A 20592-nucleotide genomic window follows, 5' to 3' on the forward strand; every position below is an offset into this window, starting at 1 on the left:
ATAGGGGTCGCACATCACAGTCAGGTGGCATCGGGAGACCGGCGAATCGGGAGTACTTTGACATGCCGGTCATTTCACCTAAGGGGAGCCGGATGCTCCCCACGAGAGGTAGCCACCATGAAGAAGTTCGCACTGCCCGTCGTCCTGCTCCTCGCCCCGCTGCTCGCCTCGTGTGCGTCGGGCTCGCCCGACGACGCGGCGTCGTCCGCTCCGCCGCCCGCCGCGGAGGGCGAGGTGCACTGGTCCTACGACGGCGAGGAGGGCCCCGACGAGTGGGGCGCGCTCGCCAAGGACTTCGCCGCGTGCGAGACGGGTGACGCGCAGTCGCCCATCGACCTGCCCGACCACGCCGCCGAGAAGGTGAAGGGGCACCCCAAGATCACGTCGTCGCCCACCGTCGGTGAGTCGGTCGACACCGGTCACACCATCCAGCTCGTGCCCGACGGAGACGCGTCCGAGATCGAGTGGAAGGGCAACGAGTTCGACCTCGCCCAGGTGCACTTCCACATGCCGTCGGAGCACACCGTCGAGGGCAAGGCGCTGGACGCAGAGTTCCACTTCGTCCACACCACCGAGAGCGGCAAGGTGCTCGTCCTGGGCGTGCTCGCCCAGGAGGGCGACGCCGAGAACGAGGCCTGGCAGCCGTTCGTCGACGGCGCGGCCGAGCCGGGCTCGGACGAGCTGCCGATCGACGTCGCCGCGATGCTGCCGACCGACCCGACGTTCGAGGAGTACGCGGGCAGCCTCACGACCCCGCCCTGCACCGAGGGCGTCGACTGGGTCATCTACCACGAGCCCATAGAGCTGTCGGCGGAGCAGATCGCCGTCCTCAAGGGTGCCTACGAGGACAACGCCCGCCCGATCCAGCCGCAGGGCGACCGCGTGGCCTACGAGGGCACGATCACGGTCAACCAGGACTGAGATCACTTGGTTGTGGGCGTGATCGTTGCGACTATGCGCCCGTTTTAGGCGCAACGATCACGCCCACAACCAAGGGACCTGCCCGGGCTGCTACAGGTAGCGGAGCGGGTCGAACTCTTCGATCGGGATGATCCGGACGCGCGGCAGCATCGTCGTGAAGGCGTCCGCGTCAGCCTCCAGGTCGTACATCACCAGGCCGTGCTGCTCCAGCTCGGTGAACCGGGCGTTGACGAACTCTCGGAACCCCAGCAGACCCACGCGCCGGTCGTCGTCCTCGAGCAGCGCCTCGATCTGCGGCAGGAAGTCGCCGTCGTGGCTCGCGAGCAGCACGTCGCCGGGGCGGTCCATCAGCGCGTCGAGGGTGCGCTGGATGCCGACGTCGACGACCTTCTCCGTACCCTGCGCCGCCAGCGGGATGGGCTTGTAGCCCATGGCGAGCAGCGCCTGCACGAACGGCATCGGCATCTGGCCGGACGTCGCGTTCAGGAAGAAGAGCGGCACGACGTCCTGCGACCACACCTTCTCCGCGAACGCGGAGATGCGGTCCCAGCGGGGCCGCTCCTCGGGCGCGGGACGGCGGTTCAGCACGTTCATGCCGAGCGTGGCGTCGATGTTCTCACCGTCGACGATGAGATACGTACGCCGGGGCGTCTGCCCTGGAACCTGCGGGAACGGTGCTGACATGCGACACAGCCTAGCCGCGTGCCAGGTCGCAGGCCCGGACACGGCTGGGGCAATTTCCCTGGCGAATCTCAGGCATCGTCCAGGAACCGGCCGCACACTGGAAACATGGCTACTCCTGAGGCGCGTCTCGTCGTCGTCGACGACGAACCGAACATCCGTGAGCTCCTGTCCACCTCCCTGCGCTTCGCGGGTTTCGAGGTACATGCGGCCGCGGACGGCAACGGCGCTCTCCAGCTGGTCCGGGACGTCGAGCCGGACCTCGTGGTGCTCGACGTGATGCTTCCCGACATGGACGGCTTCACCGTGACCCGCCGCATGCGCGCGACCGGCCGGCACACCCCGGTCGTCTTCCTCACCGCGAAGGACGACACACAGGACAAGGTGCAGGGCCTCACCGTCGGCGGCGACGACTACGTGACCAAGCCGTTCAGCCTCGAGGAGGTCGTGGCCCGGATCCGCGCGGTGCTGCGCCGCACGGGTGTGCCCGCGCCGGAGGAGGAGGCGGTGCTGCACGTGGGCGACCTGGAGATGGACGAGGACTCGCACGAGGTGCGCCGCGCCGGCGTCGAGGTGGACCTCTCCCCCACCGAGTTCAAGCTGCTGCGCTACCTCATGCTCAACTCCGGCCGCGTGCTGTCCAAGGCGCAGATCCTCGACCACGTGTGGCAGTACGACTGGGGCGGCGACGCGAACATCGTCGAGTCCTACATCTCCTATCTGCGGCGCAAGATCGACACGCTCGAGGTCGACGGCGAGCCCCTGCCGCCCCTGATCCACACCAAGCGCGGCGTGGGGTATCTGCTGCGCGCCCCGCAGCACGCCCGTGCTTGAGGGGACCAAGGAGCGCCTCTCCGGCATCCCGCTGCGCGCGCGGCTCGTCGCGATCATCTCGCTGCTGCTCGCGGCGGGCCTGGGCATCGCGGGGGTCGCGACGACGACGGTGGTGTCGAGCTTCCTCGTCGGGCAGGTGGACGAGGAGCTGCACACCGCAGCCCTCAACCCGTACGAGATCCTCACGTCCCTTCAGACGCCGCCCGCGCAAGGGCTGCCCAGCAACTACTACGTCCGGATCGTGCCCGAGGAGGGCGAGGCCAGCACCCTCGGGCGCTCGGCGATCGCGCGGTTCGGCACGCCTGAGCTGCCGGAGGTCACCTACGAGGAGGCGGCGGAGAGCCGCGGCGAGCCGTTCACGACGCCCGGGACGAACAGCGGAGCGGGCACCGAGAGCTGGCGCGTCATCACCCTGGCCGCGCAGTACCCGACGGGCGAGCGAGCTGTCGTCTACGTGGCTCTGCCGCTGGTCGGCATGGACAAGACGGTCTCGACCCTGACCCGCACCCTGATCATGTCGAGCCTGGGTATCGTGCTGCTGGGCGGGCTCACGGCCTGGGTCCTGGTCGAGCGGTCGCTACGGTCGCTGCGGTCCGTGGAGCACACAGCCGCGAAGATCGCGGCCGGCGACCTCACGCTGCGTGTTCCCGGGGCCCCGCCGAGCACGGAGATGGGCTCGCTCGCACTGTCGCTCAACGCGATGATGACGCAGATCGAGCGCGCCTTCGCGGCGCAGGAGGCCTCCGAGGTCCGGATGCGGCAGTTCGTCTCGGACGCCTCGCACGAGCTTCGCACGCCGGTCGCGACCATCCGCGGGTACGGCGAGCTGTACCGGATGGGTGCGCTGGACACCACGGACAAGATCGACGACACGATGGTCCGCATCGAGGACGCCGCGCGCCGCATGGGCACGCTCGTCAACGACCTGCTGGTGCTCGCCCGGCTCGACGAGGGCCGGCCCGTCGCCCGGGAGGACGTCGATCTCGTCGCGCTCGCGCGCGACTCCGTCCAGGACCTGCATGCGCTGGACCCGACCCGTGACGTGGCAGTGGTGCCGCTCGACACCGCGGGACAGGTCCCCGACAAGCTGGTCGTCGAAGGCGACGGCGACCGCCTGCGCCAGGTCGTCACCAACCTCATCGGCAACGTCGCGCGGCACACGCCCGCGGGCACGCCCGCCGAGATCGCGCTCGGCCTGCGGCCGGACGACGGCGTCGCCGTGCTGGAGGTGCGCGACCACGGCCCCGGCCTCACCGAGGAGCAGGGCCGGCGGATCTTCGAGCGGTTCTACCGCGCCGACTCGTCCCGCACGCGCGAGTCCGGCGGCTCGGGCCTCGGGATGGCGATCGTCGCGGCGATCGTCGGCACCCACGGCGGCCATGTCGAGGTCGCGGACACCGAGGGCGGCGGCCTCACCGTCCGGGTCACGCTCCCGACCGGCGACACCCCCGACGTGTCAGACCCTGAGGCCACCCCGGTGTCCTGAGCGTCTGACACGGGCGATGACCAGCATCCAAGACGGTGGTAGCCGCCGCTGACGCATTCGGTAATAGGCTGGCTGCGCAGTGACCGACCTCAACCGTTAGGCAGAATTCACATGGGCGTGCTGACGTCTGACGCGCCGCAGTGGTTCCTGAGTTCTTTCGTCCGCAGTGCGGTGGGCGCGGGAGCCACGGCGGATACCGAGGCGATCGAGGAAGTCGGTCAGGGTCTCCTCGACCGCTGGTCCGACGCGAACCGGCACTTTCACAACCTGCGCCACCTCGCCGCCGTCCTGCATCGCGTGGACCAGCTGGCCGAGGAGACGCACGAGCCCGACCTGGTGCGTCTCGCGGCCTGGTACCACGGCGCGGTGTTCAGCGCCGAGAAGAAGGTGGCGGAGGCCTCGCAGGGCGGCGAGCAGACCACCGCCTCCGCGACCCTGGCCCACGACGAGCTGGTCGGTCTCGGGGTGTCCGAGCGTGCGGCGGCCCGGGTCGCCCACCTGGTCAACGCCATAGTGCGGCACGCGCCGGACCCCGCGGACTTCGACGCGGCCGTGCTGAACGACGCCGACCTGGCGATGCTCGCCGCCGAGCCACAGCGCTACAAGGAGTACAAGTCGGCGATCCGCGCCGAGTACGGGCACATCCCGACGGATGTGTACCTCAAGGCTCGGATCCGGGTCATCGAACGGCTCCTCGCGCGCAAGTCGCTGTTCCTCAGCCCCATGGGCACCGCGTGGGAGGAGCCCGCGCGGCAGAACCTCGACATGGAGCTGCACCGGCTGCGCAAGGAGCAGGCGAAGCTCGAGTCGGCCTGACTTTCCGAGAAGCTCGGCTCCGCCTGAGCCGGCCCCTCCGCACGGTCCCCCACCGGTTCGAGCGCGACCACACCCCTGGCTCTCGCGCGTCCGTGCACAGTGCGCCCCCGGCTTACCCCGCCGTCGGGCCGCGCCCGCCTACGGTCGGGGGGACGACGCCGGACGGGCCGGCGCACAGGAGGTGATGACCCATGCGGTTCGAGGTCGACAGCGACCAGGTGGAGCAGGCGAGCGCGGCGGTGGCGGGCTCGGTGGCGACGGTACGCACGGAGGTGGGGGCGCTCATGCGCAACCTCGATGCGCTGCAGGCGACGTGGCAAGGGCCCGCCGCCGCGGCGTTCGGCGGCACCGTCGCGCAGTGGCGCGGCGCGCAGGCCCAGGTCGAGGGCGCGCTGGACACGATCCAGGCCGCCCTGGCGGCCACGGCCCGCACTTACGCGGAGGCCGAGGCAGCGGCCACCCGAATGTTCGCCTGACCCTCGAGGGTTGTGGGCGGGATCGTTGCGCCTATAACGGACGGGAAGGCGCATTTATCACGCTCACAACAAAATGGCCGACGCCGGCCGGTCGCCCTCCGTACGGAAGGTGACCGACCGGCGTCGGACAGAGTGCTCGGGACGGAGCCCGGGCGGGTCAGGCCGGACTCAGAAGTCCATGCCGCCCATGCCACCGGACGGGTCGCCGGCCGGGGCGCCAGCGGGCTCCGGCTTGTCGGCGACGACGGCCTCGGTGGTGAGGAACAGCGCGGCGATCGACGCGGCGTTCTGCAGCGCGGAACGGGTCACCTTGACCGGGTCGTTCACGCCGGCGGCGAGCAGGTCCTCGTACACACCGGTCGCGGCGTTCAGGCCCTGACCGGAGGGGAGGTTGCGCACCTTCTCCGCCACGACGCCGCCCTCGAGGCCGGCGTTGATGGCGATCTGCTTGAGCGGGGCGTCGATCGCGGCACGCACGATCGAGGCGCCGATCGCCTCGTCACCCTCGAGCTCCAGCTTCGGGAACGCGACGGCACCGGCCTGGATGAGGGCCACGCCACCACCGGCGACGATGCCCTCCTCGACGGCAGCCTTCGCGTTGCGAACGGCGTCCTCGATGCGGTGCTTGCGCTCCTTGAGCTCCACCTCGGTGGCCGCACCGGCCTTGATGACGGCCACGCCGCCGGCCAGCTTGGCGAGGCGCTCCTGGAGCTTCTCGCGGTCGTAGTCGGAGTCCGACTTGTCGATCTCGCTGCGGATCTGGTTCACGCGTCCCGCGATGAGGTCGGCGTCGCCGGCACCCTCGACGATGGTGGTCTCGTCCTTGGTGACGACGACCTTGCGCGCCTGGCCCAGCTCCTCGAGCGTCGCGTTCTCCAGCTTGAGGCCCACCGTCTCGGTGATGACCTGGCCGCCGGTGAGGATCGCGATGTCCTGCAGCATGGCCTTGCGGCGGTCGCCGAAGCCCGGGGCCTTGACGGCGACGGACTTGAAGGTGCCACGGATCTTGTTCAGCACCAGGGTCGCCAGGGCTTCGCCCTCGACGTCCTCGGCGATGATGAGGAGCGACTTGCCCGACTTCATGACCTGGTCGAGCAGCGGCAGCATGTCCTTGACGTTCGAGATCTTCGACTCGACGATCAGGACGTACGGGTCCTCGAGCACGGCCTCCTGGCGCTCGGGGTCCGTCTCGAAGTAGCGGGCGAGGAAGCCCTTGTCGAAGCGCATACCCTCGGTGAGCTCGAGCTCGAGCCCGAAGGTGTTCGACTCCTCGACGGTGATGACGCCTTCCTTGCCGACCTTGTCGAGAGCCTCGGCGATGAGCTCGCCGATCGCCGGGTCACCGGCCGAGATGGCGGCCGTGGCAGCGATCTCTTCCTTGGTCTCGATCTCCTTGGCGGCGTTGAGCAGCTGCTCGGTGACCGCCTCGACGGCCTTCTCGATGCCGCGCTTGACGGCGATCGGGTTGGCACCGGCGGCAACGACGCGCAGGCCCTCCTTCACGAGCGCCTGGGCGAGCACGGTGGCGGTGGTGGTGCCGTCACCCGCGACGTCGTCAGTCTTCTTGGCGACCTCCTTGACGAGCTCCGCACCGATCTTCTCGTACGGGTCGTCGAGCTCGATCTCCTTGGCAATGGAGACGCCGTCGTTCGTGATCGTGGGGGCGCCCCACTTCTTGTCCAGAACGACGTTGCGGCCCTTGGGGCCGAGCGTGACCTTCACCGTGTCGGCGAGCTGGTTGAGCCCGCGCTCCATGCTCCGACGAGCTTCCTCGTCGAAAGCGATGATCTTGGCCATGGGGATGAATCCTCCGCTGGTGGCGTTGTCCAGGCCGGCCGGTGCCCGCGACGGACGGCCTCCGCCTCGACGATCATGTCTCGCCGCGACAGGAGGCCTCACCATTCGACCCTGCTGTCACTCTCGAACGGAGAGTGCTAAGACATTATTGGCACTCGGACCTTGAGAGTGCAAGGCGCGTACACCGCCGGCGAAACGAGACGCCGGCCTACCCCGGTGCCAGGCCGGGCGTGTGTCGCACGTCGAACTCCCGCAGCAGTGCCCGGCGGGCGGCGTGCCAGCCGCCCATCCCGTGCACGCCCGGACCGGGCGGGGTGGAGGCCGAGCAGAGGTACACGCCCTCGGCGACCTGGTACGGGTCGGGCGCGAGCGTAGGCCGCGCGACCATCTGCCACATGGTCGCCGCACCCGACGAGATGTCGCCCCCTGGATAGTTCTGGTTGTGCCGCTCCATCTGCGCGGCGGGGATGCACCGCGAGCCCACGACGACGTCGCGGAAGCCCGGCGCGAACCGTTCGATCTGCCGGGTGACCGCCTCGGTGACGTCCTGGGTCGAGCCGGCCGGGACGTGTGCGTAAGCCCACAGCGGACGCTTCGATCCCCGCAGCCGGCTCGGGTCCGCGACTGTCGGGTCGCTGACCAGGACGACCGGCCGGTCGGCGTGCAGCCCGTGCGCGACGGTGTCCTCGGCGATCACCATCTCGGCGCGCGTCCCGCCGACGTGAACCGTCGAGGCGCGTCCGACGTCGGCCACCCGCCACGGCACCGGACCCGAGAGCACGAAGTCGACCTTGGCCGCCGCGTTCCCGTGCTTGAACCGCCTCAGGGCCGCGCGGCGCACCGGCCCGACCCGCTCCCCTGCTATCCGGAGCAGCGTGCTGGGCGTGGTGTCGAAGAGGACGGCGCGGGCGGGCGGGAGGTCCGACCAGCTCTCGACCCTGCGGCCGGCCTCGACGGTGCCGCCGTGCGCCTCCAGGTCGCGGACCATGGCGTTGATGATGGCCTGGGAACCGCCGACGGGGATGGCCCAGCCGCCGTCGGCGTGCGCGAGCGCCGCGAGGAGGAGTGCCGTGCCCGCTCCCGCGAGCGACGGAAGCGGCGTGATGTTGTGCGCCGCAACACCGGTGAACAGCGCTTTTGCTTCATCGGTGAGGAACCGCCGGTCCCAGCGCGTACCCCCTTGCTCGAGCAGGGCGGCCCCGAACCGGAGCCCGGGTCGAACGGCCCGGACGAGGTTCCCCGCCCTCGAACGCCGCTTCGGTAGCGACACGCGGCCCGATTCCGCGACCAGACCCGCGTTCGACGCCGACTCGTGCGGCATACCTTCCAGCATGCCGCGGAGGGTCCGCTTGTCGCCCATGGCCAGGGCCGTGACGGCGCGCCAGTCCGCGGACAGCGGGCCGAACAGGTCGCGCCAGGCGGCGCCGTCGGGCCCAAGGCGGTCCGCGGTCCGGGCCAGGTCGCGGAAGGCGAGGCCCGCGCGGTCGCCGTCGAGCGGCTGGGCGTAGGCGATCTCCGGCCCGACGAGCTCGACGCCGTGCGCGGAGAGGTCGAAGGCCCGGAAGAACGGCGACGCCCAGGCCATGGGGTGCACGGCGGAGCAGAGGTCGAAGAGCATGTCGCCCGCGAGCTCGGGGATCGCGACGGTGCGCGCGCCACCACCGATCGTGGGCTGGGCCTCGAGGACGTGGACCCCTAGCCCCGCGCGCGCGAGCGTGACCGCGGCCGCCAGGCCGTTCGGCCCGGAGCCCACCACCACCGCGTCGAGCAGGGTCATTCCCCCATCGAATCACGGTCGTGCGTCAAGCGCGGTCGTGGGTCTGACACGGTCGTGGGTCACACGGCCGACGGCGGGGGGTCGTCAGGCCAGAGACCAGAACGAGCAGCCGCGGTACGAGGCGGCTGCTCGGCGGCGTCGGGCATCATCGTCCGACACGGTGCGACAGCGGTCGTCGTCGACCTTCCAGATCGGACGCCGGGGTCTGGGTCCCGGCAGTCCTGTGGGGGGCGGCGGGCGACGGGCGGGCCCTTCCCGCCCGTCGTCCCATCGAATCAGAGTGGACGAACCTGCTCTGCCTGCGGACCCTTCTGTCCCTGCCCCACCTCGTATTCGACTTCCTGACCCTCGTCGAGGGACCGGTACCCGTCGGTCTGGATCGCACTGTAGTGAACAAAAAGGTCCTGGCCGCCGGAAGTCGGGGTAATAAAGCCATACCCCTTCTCGGCGTTGAACCACTTGACGGTGCCCTGGGCCATGCGTAGTTCTCCTTGTACCTCTGCACGGGACACTCGGTCGACCCGTGGTGGTTCGAGCCTAGTGGTCCGGCTCACACCAGGGAAGCCTCTATGTCCGGTATGGGGCATTAAGCGGTCGGCGAACGTGCAGGTCAGAGCGCTGCCAAGGGGTCCGGGCAGGCGAATATCAACCTAGTGGTACGGGAGGTAAGGCTGTTTCCAGCTACTTGATGAGCACGATGACCGCGTATGCCGACGCCGTGACGTCCGCCGACTCGATGGCAGTGGTCGCGCCGATCGCCTGGGCGACAGCCGCAGCGGTGTCCGCCCTGTTCTCGCCATACAGCACCGTGGTCTCGGTGTAACCGTCGCCCAGGCCCGCGGTGTCGTCCTCGGCGACCACGTTGTTCACGTCGAAACCGGCAGCGACTATCGTCTCGGCCGTGCTCTTCGCAGAGCCCGTCGGGCCACCCGAGTTCAGGACCTGAACCCCCGCGGTCAGGTCGGCCGCGGTCGGATCACCCGTCACTCCCGTCGGCGTCGACGGCGAGCTGGAGGGGGACGCCTCCGGACTGGGGGAAGTACTCGGCGACGCCGCGGGCGCCGAGGCGGAGGCCGACGGTGAACCGTTACCCGACGCCTCTGCCGGATCGTCACCCCCGGACAGCAGCGTGATGCCGCCCCACGCCACGGCGGCGCACACTACGGCGACCAACAGGAACGGCCAGGCCGAGCTCCAACCGCTTCGCGGCGCACGGTGCACACCCACTGGTGCGCCCCCGGGGACAGCGACGTCGAACTCGTCGGGCGGGTAGGGGTAGCCACTCTTCGTCACGGCAGAGAGAGTAGCGGGTCGTTGTGACGGATCGGTGCCCGCTCAGTGGTTCTCATCCGCCAGCCGGCGTGTGGAACGCGCTCGCTGGCGGGTCGACCGGACCCTGCGCAGCCGTTTGACCAGCGCCGGGTCGTGCTCGAGGGCCGCTGGAGAGTCGATCAGCGTGTTCAAAACCTGGTAATAACGCGTGGCCGTGAGATCGAACAGCTCGCGGGCTGCTTCCTCCTTGGCGCCCGCGTACTTCCACCACCTGCGCTCGAACGCGAGAATCTCGCGGTCTCGGTCGGAGAGCTTGCTCTCGGCCCTCGCGACGACCGGGGTATCGGCGCCGGAAACCAGCATCTCGCTCATCTGGTCACCGTATGCCCGTAATGCCTGGCGCTCATTCACCCTTGCCCTTTCACAGTGTCAACACGTCGACCCGCCCCGCGCCGTCTGAAAGCTCGCGGACCCCCTACGGAAGGCGCCAGTCGACCGGCTGCGCACCCTGCTGCTCCAGCAGCGCGTTCGCCCGGGAGAAGGGTCGCGAGCCGAAGAATCCATTGCGTGCTGACAGGGGTGACGGGTGCGCGCTCTCCACGATCGGCACGTCGCCCAGCCATGGCTTCAGGTTGCGCGCCTTCGCGCCCCACAGGATCGCCACGAGCGGCCCGCCCCGCGCCACCAGCGCACGGATGGCCGCCTCGGTGACCTCTTCCCAGCCCTTGCCCGCATGGGAGTCGGAGGAGCCGGGACGGCAGGTGAGCGTCCTGTTCAGCAGCATGACCCCCTGGTCGGCCCAGGGACGCAGGTCGCCGTTCGAGGGGAGCGGGACACCGAGGTCGTCCTGCATCTCCTGGTAGATGTTGGCCAGCGACCGCGGCACGGGGCGCACGTCCGGCTGGACGGAGAAGGACAGACCCATGGCGTGGCCCGGCGTCGGATACGGGTCCTGGCCCACGATGAGCACCCGGACATCCGCGAGCGGTCGCTTGAACGCGGCGAGCACGTTCTCGCCCGCGGGTACGTAGGTGCGCCCCGCGGCGACCTCCGACCGGAGGAAATCACCCATCGCGTGGATGCGCGGCTCGACGTCGGCGAGCGCCTCGGCCCAGTCAGGTGCGATGACCTGGGACAACGGCGGCGGGCCGGACGCGGGGGTGGTGTCGACAGGGGGTGTCGGGTTCACGGTGGTCTCCACGTCCAGGAGGTTACCGGCACCCACTGACAGCGCCAGTTTGTGCTGCCCGTCACACCCTCCGCCCAGCGAGCCGTCCAGTGCAAGCGGGAGAATGAGCGCCGTGAGCGCCACGACAACCCCAGACCCGGAAGGCCCCACCACCGACCTCCCTGCGACGAACCCGGTCCGCTGGGCGCGGTACATCGCCATGGGCGACTCCTTCTCGGAGGGCCTGTGGGACCCGTACCCCGACGCCCCGGACGTCCAGCGCGGCTGGGCCGACAATCTCGCCGCCGCGCTCTCGGCACGCCGCATCGCGGCCGGCGACGAGCCGCTCGAGTACGCGAACCTCGCGATCCGCGGCCGCAAGCTGCGCCCGATCATCGACGAGCAGCTGGACGTCACGATCGACGCCCAGCCGGACCTCGTCTCGCTGGTCGGTGGCGGCAACGACATCTTGCGCGCGTCCGCCGACATCGAGGCGATCTCGGGTGCGCTGGAGGACGCCGTCGCCGCGCTCCGCGCCACCGGCGCCGACGTCCTGATGGGCACCGGCTTCAAGGCGGGCGCCGCCCTGAGCTGGACCAACGGCCGGGTGGGCATCTTCAACGCGAACGTCTGGTCCATCGCCCGCCGGCACGGCGCGCACGTCCTGGACCTGTGGGGCATGCGGTCCCTCGCCGACCTCCGCCTCTGGTCCGACGACCGCATCCACCTCACCCCCGAGGGGCACCAGCGGGTGGCGAACGCCGCCCTGGTGGCCCTCGGCCTCGACCCGGACGACGCCGCGTACGACACCCCGCTCGACGCCGCCCCGCCCGCGGCCTTCCGCGACGCTGCCCGCGCCAACGCGGCCTGGATGCGCCAGCACGTGGGCCCATGGGTCAAGCGCCGGCTGACGGGCACCTCCAGCGGTGACGGCCGCTCTGCCAAATGGCCGACACCGCAGGCGTGGCCCCGGGCGTGACCGCCCGTCCCGCCGTAGACTTCGGCGGGTGAATCCCAGAGGCTCCCCGGTGCTCGCGCCGGGGAGCCTCTGGCGTCTCAGGAACCTAGCGTTCGCCGCGTAACTTAACCTTCTAGATGGTACAGTTAAGCCCATGACGATGAGCCCTCCGCTGGCTGCGGGCACGTCCCACCTCAGCGCCCGACGGCGCTGGACGCTCCTGGTGACCGTAGGCGCCGGCCTGCTGCTGATCACCCTGGACAACTCGATCCTCTATACCGCGCTGCCCACCCTCACGCGGGAGCTCGACGCGAGCTGGACCGAGAGCCTGTGGATCATCAACGCCTACCCGCTCGTGATGACAGGGCTGCTGCTCGGCTCGGGCACGCTGGGCGACCGGTTCGGGCACCGGCTCATGTTCCTGGCGGGTCTCGTGGTGTTCGGGCTGGCCTCGCTCCTGGCCGCGACCGCGCCCACACCCGAGGTACTGATCGCGGCACGCGGCCTGCTGGCCGTGGGCGCCGCGGCGATGATGCCGGCCACCCTGGCGCTGATCCGCGTGACGTTCACGGACGAGCGCGAGCGCAACATCGCCATCAGCGTGTGGGGCAGCCTGTCGGTGGTCGGCGGCGCGCTCGGGCCGATCGTCGGCGGCGCACTGCTGGAGCAGTTCGCCTGGGGCTCGATCTTCCTGATCAACGTGCCGGTGGTGCTCCTGGCTGTGATCCTCGGGGTCGCCGTCGCCCCGAGGAACGACCCCCACCCCACCGCCCGGTGGGACTTCACCTCGTCCGTGCAGGCGCTGGTCACCCTGGTCGGCCTGGTGGTCCTGATCAAGGAGGTCGCCAAGGTCGAACGCTCCGATGCGGTGCTCCTCGGCGCGACGCTGGCCACCGTGGTCGGGTGGTGGGTCTTCGTCCGCCGTCAGCGGCGTCTGCCCTTCCCTCTGCTGGACCTGTCGATCTTCCGCAACGCGGCGTTCGCCTCCGGGGTGCTCGCGGCCGCCGTCGCGATGTTCGCCATGGGCGGCCTGCAGCTGGCCACCACCCAGCGGTTCCAGCTCGTGGCCGGCTTCTCGCCGCTCGAGTCGGGGCTGCTGGTGGCAGCCATCGCGGTCGGCTCGCTGCCGTCGTCGATCCTGGGCGGGGCGTTCCTCCATGTCGTGGGCCTGCGGGTCCTGATCGGAGGCGGCCTCGGCGTCGGGGCCGTCGGCGTCGCCTGGACCCTGCTCGCCGTCCCCCACGGGATGGGCTGGCTGCTCGGCGGGCTGCTCGTCACGGGCCTGGGCCTGGGCGCGGCGATGTCCGTGGCCTCGACGGCGATCATCGGGAACGTGCCCGCCCGCCGGGCGGGCATGGCTTCCTCCGTCGAGGAGGTCTCCTACGAGTTCGGCAGCCTGGCGGCCGTCGCGCTGCTCGGCTCGCTGCTGACCACGGTCTACACGATGACGATCCGGCTGCCCGAGGGGGCTCCCGCCGAGGCCGGCCGGTCCATGACCGACGCCCTCACCGCACCGGGCACCGGCCCGGAGGTCCTCGACGCCGCGTACCGCGCGTTCGGGAACAGCTACTCGGCGGTCATGGTCGTCTGCGTCGGGGTGCTGGCCGTCGGCGCTGTCGTCACGACCGTGCTGCTCCGCCGCTACGGGCCCGGGTCGGCGTCCTCCGCCTACGGCTCCGGCCACTGAACCGACCCCCGATCCGCTGGAGGCCACGTGCGACCGAGCAACCGCAACCGAATCCTCGACGCCGCCGTGCGCGTCGTGCAGCGCGAGGGCGTCACCGCCGTCACCTTCGACTCCGTCGCGGCCGAGGCCGAGCTGACCCGCGGCGGGATCATGTACCACTTCCCGTCCCGGGAGGACCTGCTGGCCGCGCTCCACCAGCACCTGGCCGCCCAGTGGGAGGCCACGCTCCTGGCCGACGCCGGGCGGCCCCTCGACGAGCTGGGCGCCGACGACCGGCTGGCCGCCTACATCCGCGTGAGCGCCCGGTCCGCGACCCGCGCCGAGCTGCAGCTCATGCTCGAGGCCGCCAACCGTTCCGAGTGGGCCGCGCCCTGGAGCGCCGTCCTGGAGCGCTGGGCGCCCCTTCCCGAGGACGCCGAGAAGGACGCCGCGTCCATGACCCGGCTGGTCGCCCGGCTCGCCGCCGACGGGCTGTGGATGTTCGAAGCGCTCGCCTACCGCGCGATGCCGGAGGCGCAACGGCGCGCCGTCGCGGACCATCTGGTGCGGGCAGTGGGTATTTCAGATGGCAGCTGACTGCCGTCGGCTCACCCGACCTGGAACCGACATCAAGGACCGAGCAGTGCAAGCGGCACGACCGCAACGCCGTCAGGCCGACGGTAGGCACGCTCTCCGGTCGTGACGACGATGCGGTCGACAAGACGGTCGCCAAGTTGTTCGTGCAGCCAGTTGAGATGGCGCGCATCCCTGTCGTCAGCCGCTGCGGCCAGCTTGACCTCCACAGCGATAGCGCGCCCGTCACCGGAGTGCGGGACCAGATCGACCTCGCGATCACCCCGGTGTGTACGCAGGTGACCAGTTTCAAGGCCGAGCACATCTGCATAGGTTCGGATGCTGAGCGTCACAAGAGACTCGAAGAGCGCCCCGAACATCGGCCCGTCCCTGAGACCTCGGAGTCCTGCGTCGTCGTCACCAAGCCCTGCCGACCGGGACTACGCGGTCGTGCGATTGGAAGACTAGAAGCCGTGCGATCGGTAGACCAGAAACCATCTGTGCTGGTCAGCATGCCTCCCGCATCGAGGCGAAACGACAGCAGGCCAGCACGTAACGGTGCTGGCCTGCTGTCATGCGTGGAGCCGCCTGTCGGGTTCGAACCGACGACCTTCCGCTTACAAGGCGGGAGCTCTACCAGCTGAGCTAAGGCGGCTGGCGGGGAACAGCCTAACGGTTGCCGCCACCAGAATCCGAGTCGAGAACCACAAGTCGTCCGGGCGCAGACCAGCGGGGCCCCGGGCCGCAGCCCGAGACCCCGCCAGCGTAAAGCCAGGTACTACTCGGACGGCTCCGCGGAAGGCTCCGACGACGGCGCCGCCTCGCCCGTGATCGCCCCGGCCAGCGCGCCCGGAGTCTGCCAGCCATCGAACCGCTCGCCGTCGATGAGCACGGTGGGGGTACCCATGCCGCCCGTCTGAGGGTTCACGACGTCGGGGTCCGAACCGGCAGCTTCGGTGGAGGCCGTCACCCACTCCTCGTAGGTCTCGTGCGCTGTGCCGTCGGCGATGCCCGCCGCTTCCTCGGCCGACACGCCAGCCTGTTCGGCGACCTGCGCGATCTGCTCGTCGGACAGACCGGGCGTCTGCTCCTCCGGCTGGCTCGCGAACATCGCGTCGTGGAACGCGGAGAACTGCGCAGGCGCCCGGTCAGCGACCCAGGCGGCGGCCGACGCGGCACGCGTCGAGTACTCGGTGCCCTGGGACGTACGGTCCAGGATCGCGACCGGGTGCACCACGAGCGTCACGTCGCCGGCCTCGCGCATCTCGGCGATGCTGGCACCGTTGATCTGTTCGAACTGGCCGCAGACGGGGCACATGTAGTCGACGTAGACATCGAGCGTCTTGGCGCCCTCGTTCTCGGTGCCCGCGACGCCGTCGGCCCCCACCGGGATCCCGGTGTCCTCGACCACGCCGGCCGGGATGTTTTCGACCTTCTCCATGGCGGTCTTCTGACCCTCCATGAAGATCATCACGACCGCGACGATCAGGATGATGAGTCCCAGCCCGAGCGCGCTCAGCACGATCAGACGGCTGCGCTTCTCGCGCGCCTGCTGCTTCTTCTGGAGTGCAAGGGCCTCGGCGCGGGCGGCGTCTCGCCGCTGCGCCTTGGTCTGATTCGTCGACATCGGGGTCCTTCGAGATGCGGGCCAATGGGGCGAGGCGCCTCAGGCGCCCGCTCCCAGCCTACAAGCGCTCGCTGGAAGTCGGCTGAATGTTTCGGCACGATCCGGACACCGAACCTTGGGTCACCACCCGATCTCGGGCCGGCCCCCCAGGGGCCACCACAGGATGTCCACCGTGCCGTCGAACAGCGGCGCCGCGGCCAGCACCGCGAGTGCCAGGACGACCAGGCCGACCACCACCTTCGCCGCCCGGGAGGGCGCGATCCGGCGCAGCAGCGGCCCGGCGCCGACCCGCGTGCCGTACGACCCCGGCCCCCACCACGACACGACCACCGTGACGAGCATCGCCACGCTCAGCACCATGCTGTCGACGATCGGCCGGTTCGTGCCGCCCACCGACCGCGCCTCGACGGTCTCGATGGGGGCGATGATCAGGTTGCCGGGGCCGAACACCAGCAGGCCCAGCAGCACCACGATGACGCCCACGCAGACGCCGACGGCCGCGGCGGGCAGCACGCCGAAGACGGCCCGCACGAGGTGCCAGGGGGACAGCAGCGTCGCCACGAGCGCGTCGGCGCGGCCCGGGCCGCGCCGCGCCCGGCGGCTGCGGAACTCGTCGACGGCGATTCCCGCCAGGCGGGCCACGATCAGCAGGGCGACCAGCACGGCTACGGCGATGCCGGGCAGGGTCGCGGCGAGCGCCACGAGCGCGAGCCCGGTCGCGAGGAACAGTCCCCGGTAGCCGGTGACGCGCGCAGGATTGGCCGGCTGGGGCGCGAAGGCCGGGTCGACGGACGGCGGAGCCGGGCGCGCCGCACCCGTCGCGCGACCGGTCACCGACCGGCCCTTGACCTGGCCACCCCCGGGCGCCGCGGACGCAGCCGCCAGGTCGGTCACCCCGCCGACGTCCCGGCTCGCCCGGCGCTTGGCACCGGCGGCCGCTGCAGCTCCCGCGGCGGCGCCGACGCCTGCTCCCCCGGCCGCCTCGGAGAGCGGCCGCCGGTGCGGCAGCAGGCCCTGCGGCATGACCCGGGTCGAACCGAGGTCGGCCGGCGTCTCGGCGGTGGGGGCGCCTTGGGCATCGGACGCGTCGAGCACTGCCGTCGTCGAACCGTCCTCGCCCGCCGTCTCGGCGATGAACGCCTCCGACTCGGCCTTGAGCGCCCGGGCCACCTCGTTCGGGCCCCAGCGCTCGGCCGGAACGGCCCGGAGCGCGGCGGCGAGTGCGCGCTCGGCCCGGCGCGGCAGCCCGTCGAGGTCCGCCTGGCCCTGCCGGGAGCGGCGCAGCACCAGCTCGGTGGGGCGGACGCCGAACGGCGCGCGGCCGGTGCCGGAGAACGCGAGCACGGCGGCCCAGGACCACCAGTCGGTGTCCGGGCCGGGCTCCGCGCCGTTGAGCAGCTCGGGCGCCAGGTAGCCGGGGGTGCCCATGACGAACCCGGTCCGGGTCGCCCGTACGTCGCCCGGCCCCTGGGCGAGGCCGAAGTCGATCAGCACCGGCCCGGTCCGTGCGATGAGCACGTTCGACGGGGTGAGGTCTCGGTGCACGACGCCGGTGCCGTGCACGGCCTCGAGCGCATCGGCGAGCTGGTCGGCGAGCTCGAAGAGGTCCCGGGGGTCGAGCGGTCCGCGCTCGTCGATCTCCTCCTCGAGCGTCGGGCCCTCGACGAGCTCGGTGACGATGAACGCGTCGGGCCCCTCGAGCTCGGCGTCGAGCACGCGGGCCACTGCCGGGTGGCGCAGGCCCTGCAGCGCGGCGGCCTCGCGGCGCAGCCGCTCCCGGGCCGCGGGGTCGTCCAGGTGGCGGTGCAGCATCTTCAGCGCGACGGCGTGCCCGCCGTCGTCCTCCGCTCGGTAGACGGCGCCCATGGCGCCCGACCCGATCTGACGCACGACCGTGTACCCGCCGAGCTTCGAGCCCGTGGCGGGGCCGCCGTTCGAGGGCGCGATCGAGGCCTCCACCTCCTTCATAAGGCACACGGTAGTCGTCGCGGAGAGGCGACGCCCGCCAAGTCCGAGCCCTCTGACCAGCGATGAGACAGGTGCTCATCCATCTCACTGAGACGCTCGTTACCCTGATGAGGTATGAGAACTCGGTACTCTTGACACTGGACAGCGAGACTCTTCTACAACCAAGGAGCAGTACATTGCCGGGTAAAGACGGGTACGATCTGGTCGTCGTCGCGAACCGGCTACCGGTCGACTTCTCGGTCGGTCCAGAGGGCGACCTCACCTGGCAGAGGTCTCCCGGTGGCCTCGTCACGGCACTCGAACCGGTGATGCGGGACGCCGACGGCGCCTGGGTGGGCTGGTCCGGCGCCCCCGACCTGGCCCACGAGCCCTTCGAGGCGGACGGCGTGCTGCTGGTCCCGGTCACGCTCAGTGCCACCGAGATCGAGCGCTACTACGAGGGCTTCTCCAACGCGACCCTCTGGCCGCTCTACCACGACGTCATCGCGCCGCCCGACTATCACCGACAGTGGTGGGACGCGTACCGCCGGGTCAACCAGCGCTTCGCCGACGCCGCCGCCGAGCAGGCAGCGGAGGGCGGCGTGGTCTGGGTGCACGACTACCAGCTCCAGCTCGTCCCCCGTATGCTGCGCGACCTGCGCCCGGACCTGCGCATCGGGTTCTTCGACCACATCCCGTTCCCGCCCGTCGAGCTGTTCGCGCAGCTCCCGTGGCGCCGCCAGATCATCGACGGCCTGCTCGGGGCGGACCTCGTCGGCTTCCAGCGCAACGGCGACGCCGCGAACTTCGTGCGGTCCGCGCGCCGCCTGACCGGCTACACCACGCGCGGCCCCGTCATCACCATCCCCGACGCCGACGGGCGCCCCGGCCGGCACGTGCGCGCGTCGTCGTTCCCCATCTCCATCGACTCGCGCCGGTTCGACACGCTCGCCCGCACACCCGAGGTGCAGGCCCGCGCCAAGGAGATCAAGGCCGACCTCGGCAACCCCGACACCCTGATGCTGGGCGTCGACCGCCTCGACTACACCAAGGGCATCCGGCACCGCATCAAGGCGTACGGCGAGCTGCTCGACGACGGCCGCCTCGACGTCGAGCACGCCACGCTCGTGCAGGTGGCGAGCCCGAGCCGGGAGAACGTCGGCGCCTACCAGGAGCTCCGGGAGCACGTCGAGGTGCTCGTGGGCCGGATCAACGGCGAGTACGGCGAGCTGGGCCACTCCGCCATCCACTACCTGCACCACTCCTACCCGCCGGAGGAGATGGCGGCGCTCTACCTGGCCGCCGACGTGCTGCTGGTGACGTCGCTGCGCGACGGCATGAACCTGGTCGCCAAGGAGTACATCGCCGCCCGCTCCGACGACCGCGGCGCGCTGGTGCTGAGCGAGTTCACCGGTGCGGCGGACGAGCTCTCGCCCGGCCCGCTGCTGGTCAACCCGCACGACATCGACGGGATGAAGGACATCATCGTGGCCGCCGCGACCATGGACCCCAAGGAACAGCGGCGCCGCATGCGCCGCCTGCGCCGCAAGGTCCTGGCCGATGACGTCGCCAAGTGGTCGGAGACCTTCCTCGGCGTGCTCACCGCCGTGCCGCCGCGACCGCTCAGCGTGGACCCGCGCTCCGCGGAGCCCCGCCACCACAACCTCCGGGACGCCCTCACGGCGTTCACCACGGTGCCCGACGGCGTCCCGGCGCGGGGTCGGCTCGCCCGCATGGGCAACGGGAGCGGACGGCGCAAGAAGCCCACCACAGGCTGGCTGCTCGCCTCGGACTTCGACGGGACGCTGGCGCCCCTGGTCGACGACCCCAAGTCGTCCACCATGACCCGCGCCGCGCGCACCGCCCTCGAGCAGCTGCACACGGTCGCGCAGGAGGCGCCCGTGCGCCTTGCGCTCGTCTCCGGGCGCGACCTGTCCGACCTGGCCGAGCGCAGCGTGGCACCGGAGGGCACGTTCCTCGTCGGCAGCCACGGCGCGGAGGCCGGCCGGGCCACGAGCACCGGCGTCGAACAGGTGCCGTTCCAGCTGACCACCACGCAGTCCGGCCAGCTCGACGCGCTCGTCGCGGGGTTCGAGTCCGCCGTCTCCGGCCGCGAGGGGGCGTGGGTGCAGGTCAAGCCCGCCGCCGCCGTCGTGCACACGCGGCTGGCGAGCGTGGACGACGCCGCCGCCATCACCGTGGCCGCCGACGAGGTGGCCGCCAACCTGGGGCTGCCCGCCATGCACGGCAAGGACGTGGTCGAGGTGTCGGTGGTGACCACCAGCAAGGGCGAGGCGCTGCGCCGGCTGCGCGGCACGGTCGCGGCCGAGCTGGGCGTCGAGAAGGTGCGCGTGCTGTACGCCGGCGACGACACCACCGACGAGCACGCCTTCGGGGCGCTCGAGTCCGGAGACCTGTCGATCAAGGTCGGCACGGGCGACACACTCGCCTCGCACCGCGTGCCCGACCCCGACGCGCTGGCCGCCGTCCTCTCGGGCCTGGCGCGCACGCTGCGCGGCGAGGGGTGACTCGGAGATCTGACCCAGCCGTGACCTGGCCGATACCGCGACCTTGACGAACCGGGGTACGATCG

At 71.0% G+C, this 20592-nt stretch carries 18 protein-coding genes, 1 tRNA gene and 1 pseudogene; 9 read left to right on the forward strand and 11 right to left on the reverse strand.

Features of this window, described 5'->3' with window-relative positions:
- Positions 1-117: 117 nt before the first annotated feature.
- Complete coding sequence (locus EW117_RS09175) at positions 118-921, forward strand: carbonic anhydrase (RefSeq protein WP_129785943.1); 804 nt, start codon at positions 118-120, stop codon at positions 919-921.
- Positions 922-1011: 90 nt separating this feature from the next.
- Here the strand turns inward: EW117_RS09175 and EW117_RS09180 are convergent, their stop codons facing one another.
- Positions 1012-1605 (reverse strand): NYN domain-containing protein, encoded by a 594-nt coding sequence (locus tag EW117_RS09180; RefSeq protein ID WP_129785945.1) that lies wholly within the window; start codon positions 1603-1605, stop codon positions 1012-1014.
- 105 nt (positions 1606-1710) lie between these two features.
- On the opposite strand from EW117_RS09180, the gene EW117_RS09185 reads away from it, so the two are divergent.
- The 4 genes from EW117_RS09185 to EW117_RS09200 all read left to right on the forward strand — a co-directional run bounded on the left by EW117_RS09185 (position 1711) and on the right by EW117_RS09200 (position 5214).
- Entirely contained in the window at positions 1711-2436 is a 726-nt protein-coding gene (locus tag EW117_RS09185) for a response regulator transcription factor (RefSeq protein ID WP_129785947.1), read from the forward strand.
- Entirely contained in the window at positions 2429-3922 is a 1494-nt protein-coding gene (locus tag EW117_RS09190; protein ID WP_242504187.1) for a sensor histidine kinase, read from the forward strand. The genes EW117_RS09185 and EW117_RS09190 overlap by 8 nt, the downstream gene beginning before the upstream one ends.
- Positions 3923-4033: 111 nt before the next feature.
- On the forward strand, positions 4034-4738 hold the full coding sequence (locus EW117_RS09195; protein WP_129785952.1) for an HD domain-containing protein: 705 nt from the start codon (positions 4034-4036) through the stop codon (positions 4736-4738).
- Positions 4739-4929: 191 nt separating this feature from the next.
- Positions 4930-5214, forward strand: a complete 285-nt coding sequence (locus EW117_RS09200) for a WXG100 family type VII secretion target (protein WP_129785954.1) — start codon at positions 4930-4932, stop codon at positions 5212-5214.
- A gap of 168 nt (positions 5215-5382) precedes the next feature.
- On the opposite strand, the gene groL is transcribed toward EW117_RS09200, so the two are convergent.
- From groL to EW117_RS09230, 6 genes are all read right to left on the reverse strand, one after another.
- Positions 5383-7011, reverse strand: a complete 1629-nt coding sequence (gene groL / locus EW117_RS09205; RefSeq protein ID WP_129785956.1) for a chaperonin GroEL — start codon at positions 7009-7011, stop codon at positions 5383-5385.
- A 208-nt stretch (positions 7012-7219) separates the two neighbouring features.
- Positions 7220-8788, reverse strand: a complete 1569-nt coding sequence (locus EW117_RS09210; RefSeq protein WP_129785958.1) for a phytoene desaturase family protein — start codon at positions 8786-8788, stop codon at positions 7220-7222.
- A gap of 275 nt (positions 8789-9063) precedes the next feature.
- Positions 9064-9267, reverse strand: coding sequence for a cold-shock protein (locus EW117_RS09215; RefSeq protein ID WP_129785960.1), 204 nt, complete (start codon positions 9265-9267; stop codon positions 9064-9066).
- Positions 9268-9469: 202 nt separating this feature from the next.
- The gene (locus EW117_RS09220; RefSeq protein WP_129785962.1) at positions 9470-10081 is read right to left on the reverse strand and encodes a LytR C-terminal domain-containing protein; all 612 of its coding nucleotides are present in this window, start codon (positions 10079-10081) and stop codon (positions 9470-9472) included.
- A gap of 42 nt (positions 10082-10123) precedes the next feature.
- A complete protein-coding gene (locus tag EW117_RS09225) occupies positions 10124-10432 on the reverse strand; it encodes a DUF3263 domain-containing protein (RefSeq protein ID WP_129785964.1) in 309 nt (102 codons plus the stop codon).
- Between the two features lie 103 nt (positions 10433-10535).
- Positions 10536-11198 carry a uracil-DNA glycosylase gene (locus tag EW117_RS09230; RefSeq protein ID WP_129786392.1) on the reverse strand — a complete coding sequence of 221 codons (663 nt, stop codon included), beginning with the start codon at positions 11196-11198 and terminating at the stop codon, positions 10536-10538.
- A gap of 154 nt (positions 11199-11352) precedes the next feature.
- Here EW117_RS09230 and EW117_RS09235 point away from each other — a divergent pair, with 154 nt between their 5' ends.
- From EW117_RS09235 to EW117_RS09245, 3 genes are all read left to right on the forward strand, one after another.
- Positions 11353-12207, forward strand: a complete 855-nt coding sequence (locus EW117_RS09235; protein ID WP_422890539.1) for an SGNH/GDSL hydrolase family protein — start codon at positions 11353-11355, stop codon at positions 12205-12207.
- Positions 12208-12340: 133 nt separating this feature from the next.
- Positions 12341-13873: an MFS transporter gene (locus EW117_RS09240; protein WP_129785966.1), complete on the forward strand. Its 1533-nt coding sequence runs from the start codon at positions 12341-12343 to the stop codon at positions 13871-13873.
- Positions 13874-13900: 27 nt separating this feature from the next.
- Positions 13901-14449: a TetR/AcrR family transcriptional regulator gene (locus tag EW117_RS09245; RefSeq protein WP_129785968.1), complete on the forward strand. Its 549-nt coding sequence runs from the start codon at positions 13901-13903 to the stop codon at positions 14447-14449.
- Positions 14450-14481: 32 nt separating this feature from the next.
- On the opposite strand, the pseudogene EW117_RS09250 reads toward EW117_RS09245, so the two are convergent.
- The 4 genes and pseudogenes from EW117_RS09250 to EW117_RS09265 all read right to left on the reverse strand — a co-directional run.
- Positions 14482-14811: pseudogene (locus EW117_RS09250) on the reverse strand (DUF4143 domain-containing protein); the annotation flags it as partial.
- Positions 14812-15004: 193 nt separating this feature from the next.
- Positions 15005-15080: transfer RNA gene (locus EW117_RS09255), tRNA-Thr, on the reverse strand.
- A gap of 123 nt (positions 15081-15203) precedes the next feature.
- A complete protein-coding gene (locus EW117_RS09260; RefSeq protein WP_129785972.1) occupies positions 15204-16052 on the reverse strand; it encodes a DsbA family protein in 849 nt (282 codons plus the stop codon).
- Positions 16053-16172: 120 nt separating this feature from the next.
- Positions 16173-18020, reverse strand: coding sequence for a protein kinase domain-containing protein (locus tag EW117_RS09265; RefSeq protein ID WP_129785974.1), 1848 nt, complete (start codon positions 18018-18020; stop codon positions 16173-16175).
- Between the two features lie 107 nt (positions 18021-18127).
- On the opposite strand from EW117_RS09265, the gene otsB reads away from it, so the two are divergent.
- Entirely contained in the window at positions 18128-20527 is a 2400-nt protein-coding gene (gene otsB / locus EW117_RS09270) for a trehalose-phosphatase (protein WP_422890543.1), read from the forward strand.
- Positions 20528-20592 lie beyond the last annotated feature (65 nt).

This window comes from Promicromonospora panici, assembly GCF_900608595.1.
GTDB classification, from domain to species: domain Bacteria; phylum Actinomycetota; class Actinomycetes; order Actinomycetales; family Cellulomonadaceae; genus Promicromonospora; species Promicromonospora panici.

Bases quoted from the DNA above. Each gene is read 5' to 3' on its own strand.
- EW117_RS09240 (WP_129785966.1), top strand. From the start codon at position 12,341: ATGACGATGAGCCCTCCGCTGGCTGCGGGCACGTCCCACCTCAGCGCC.
- EW117_RS09175 (WP_129785943.1), top strand. From the start codon at position 118: ATGAAGAAGTTCGCACTGCCCGTCGTCCTGCTCCTCGCCCCGCTGCTC.
- EW117_RS09185 (WP_129785947.1), top strand. From the start codon at position 1,711: ATGGCTACTCCTGAGGCGCGTCTCGTCGTCGTCGACGACGAACCGAAC.
- EW117_RS09195 (WP_129785952.1), top strand. From the start codon at position 4,034: ATGGGCGTGCTGACGTCTGACGCGCCGCAGTGGTTCCTGAGTTCTTTC.
- EW117_RS09235 (WP_422890539.1), top strand. From the start codon at position 11,353: ATGAGCGCCGTGAGCGCCACGACAACCCCAGACCCGGAAGGCCCCACC.
- EW117_RS09265 (WP_129785974.1), bottom strand. From the start codon at position 18,020: ATGAAGGAGGTGGAGGCCTCGATCGCGCCCTCGAACGGCGGCCCCGCC.
- EW117_RS09215 (WP_129785960.1), bottom strand. From the start codon at position 9,267: ATGGCCCAGGGCACCGTCAAGTGGTTCAACGCCGAGAAGGGGTATGGC.
- EW117_RS09260 (WP_129785972.1), bottom strand. From the start codon at position 16,052: ATGTCGACGAATCAGACCAAGGCGCAGCGGCGAGACGCCGCCCGCGCC.
- EW117_RS09200 (WP_129785954.1), top strand. From the start codon at position 4,930: ATGCGGTTCGAGGTCGACAGCGACCAGGTGGAGCAGGCGAGCGCGGCG.
- groL (WP_129785956.1), bottom strand. From the start codon at position 7,011: ATGGCCAAGATCATCGCTTTCGACGAGGAAGCTCGTCGGAGCATGGAG.
- EW117_RS09180 (WP_129785945.1), bottom strand. From the start codon at position 1,605: ATGTCAGCACCGTTCCCGCAGGTTCCAGGGCAGACGCCCCGGCGTACG.
- EW117_RS09210 (WP_129785958.1), bottom strand. From the start codon at position 8,788: ATGACCCTGCTCGACGCGGTGGTGGTGGGCTCCGGGCCGAACGGCCTG.
- otsB (WP_422890543.1), top strand. From the start codon at position 18,128: ATGAGGTATGAGAACTCGGTACTCTTGACACTGGACAGCGAGACTCTT.
- EW117_RS09225 (WP_129785964.1), bottom strand. From the start codon at position 10,432: ATGAGCGAGATGCTGGTTTCCGGCGCCGATACCCCGGTCGTCGCGAGG.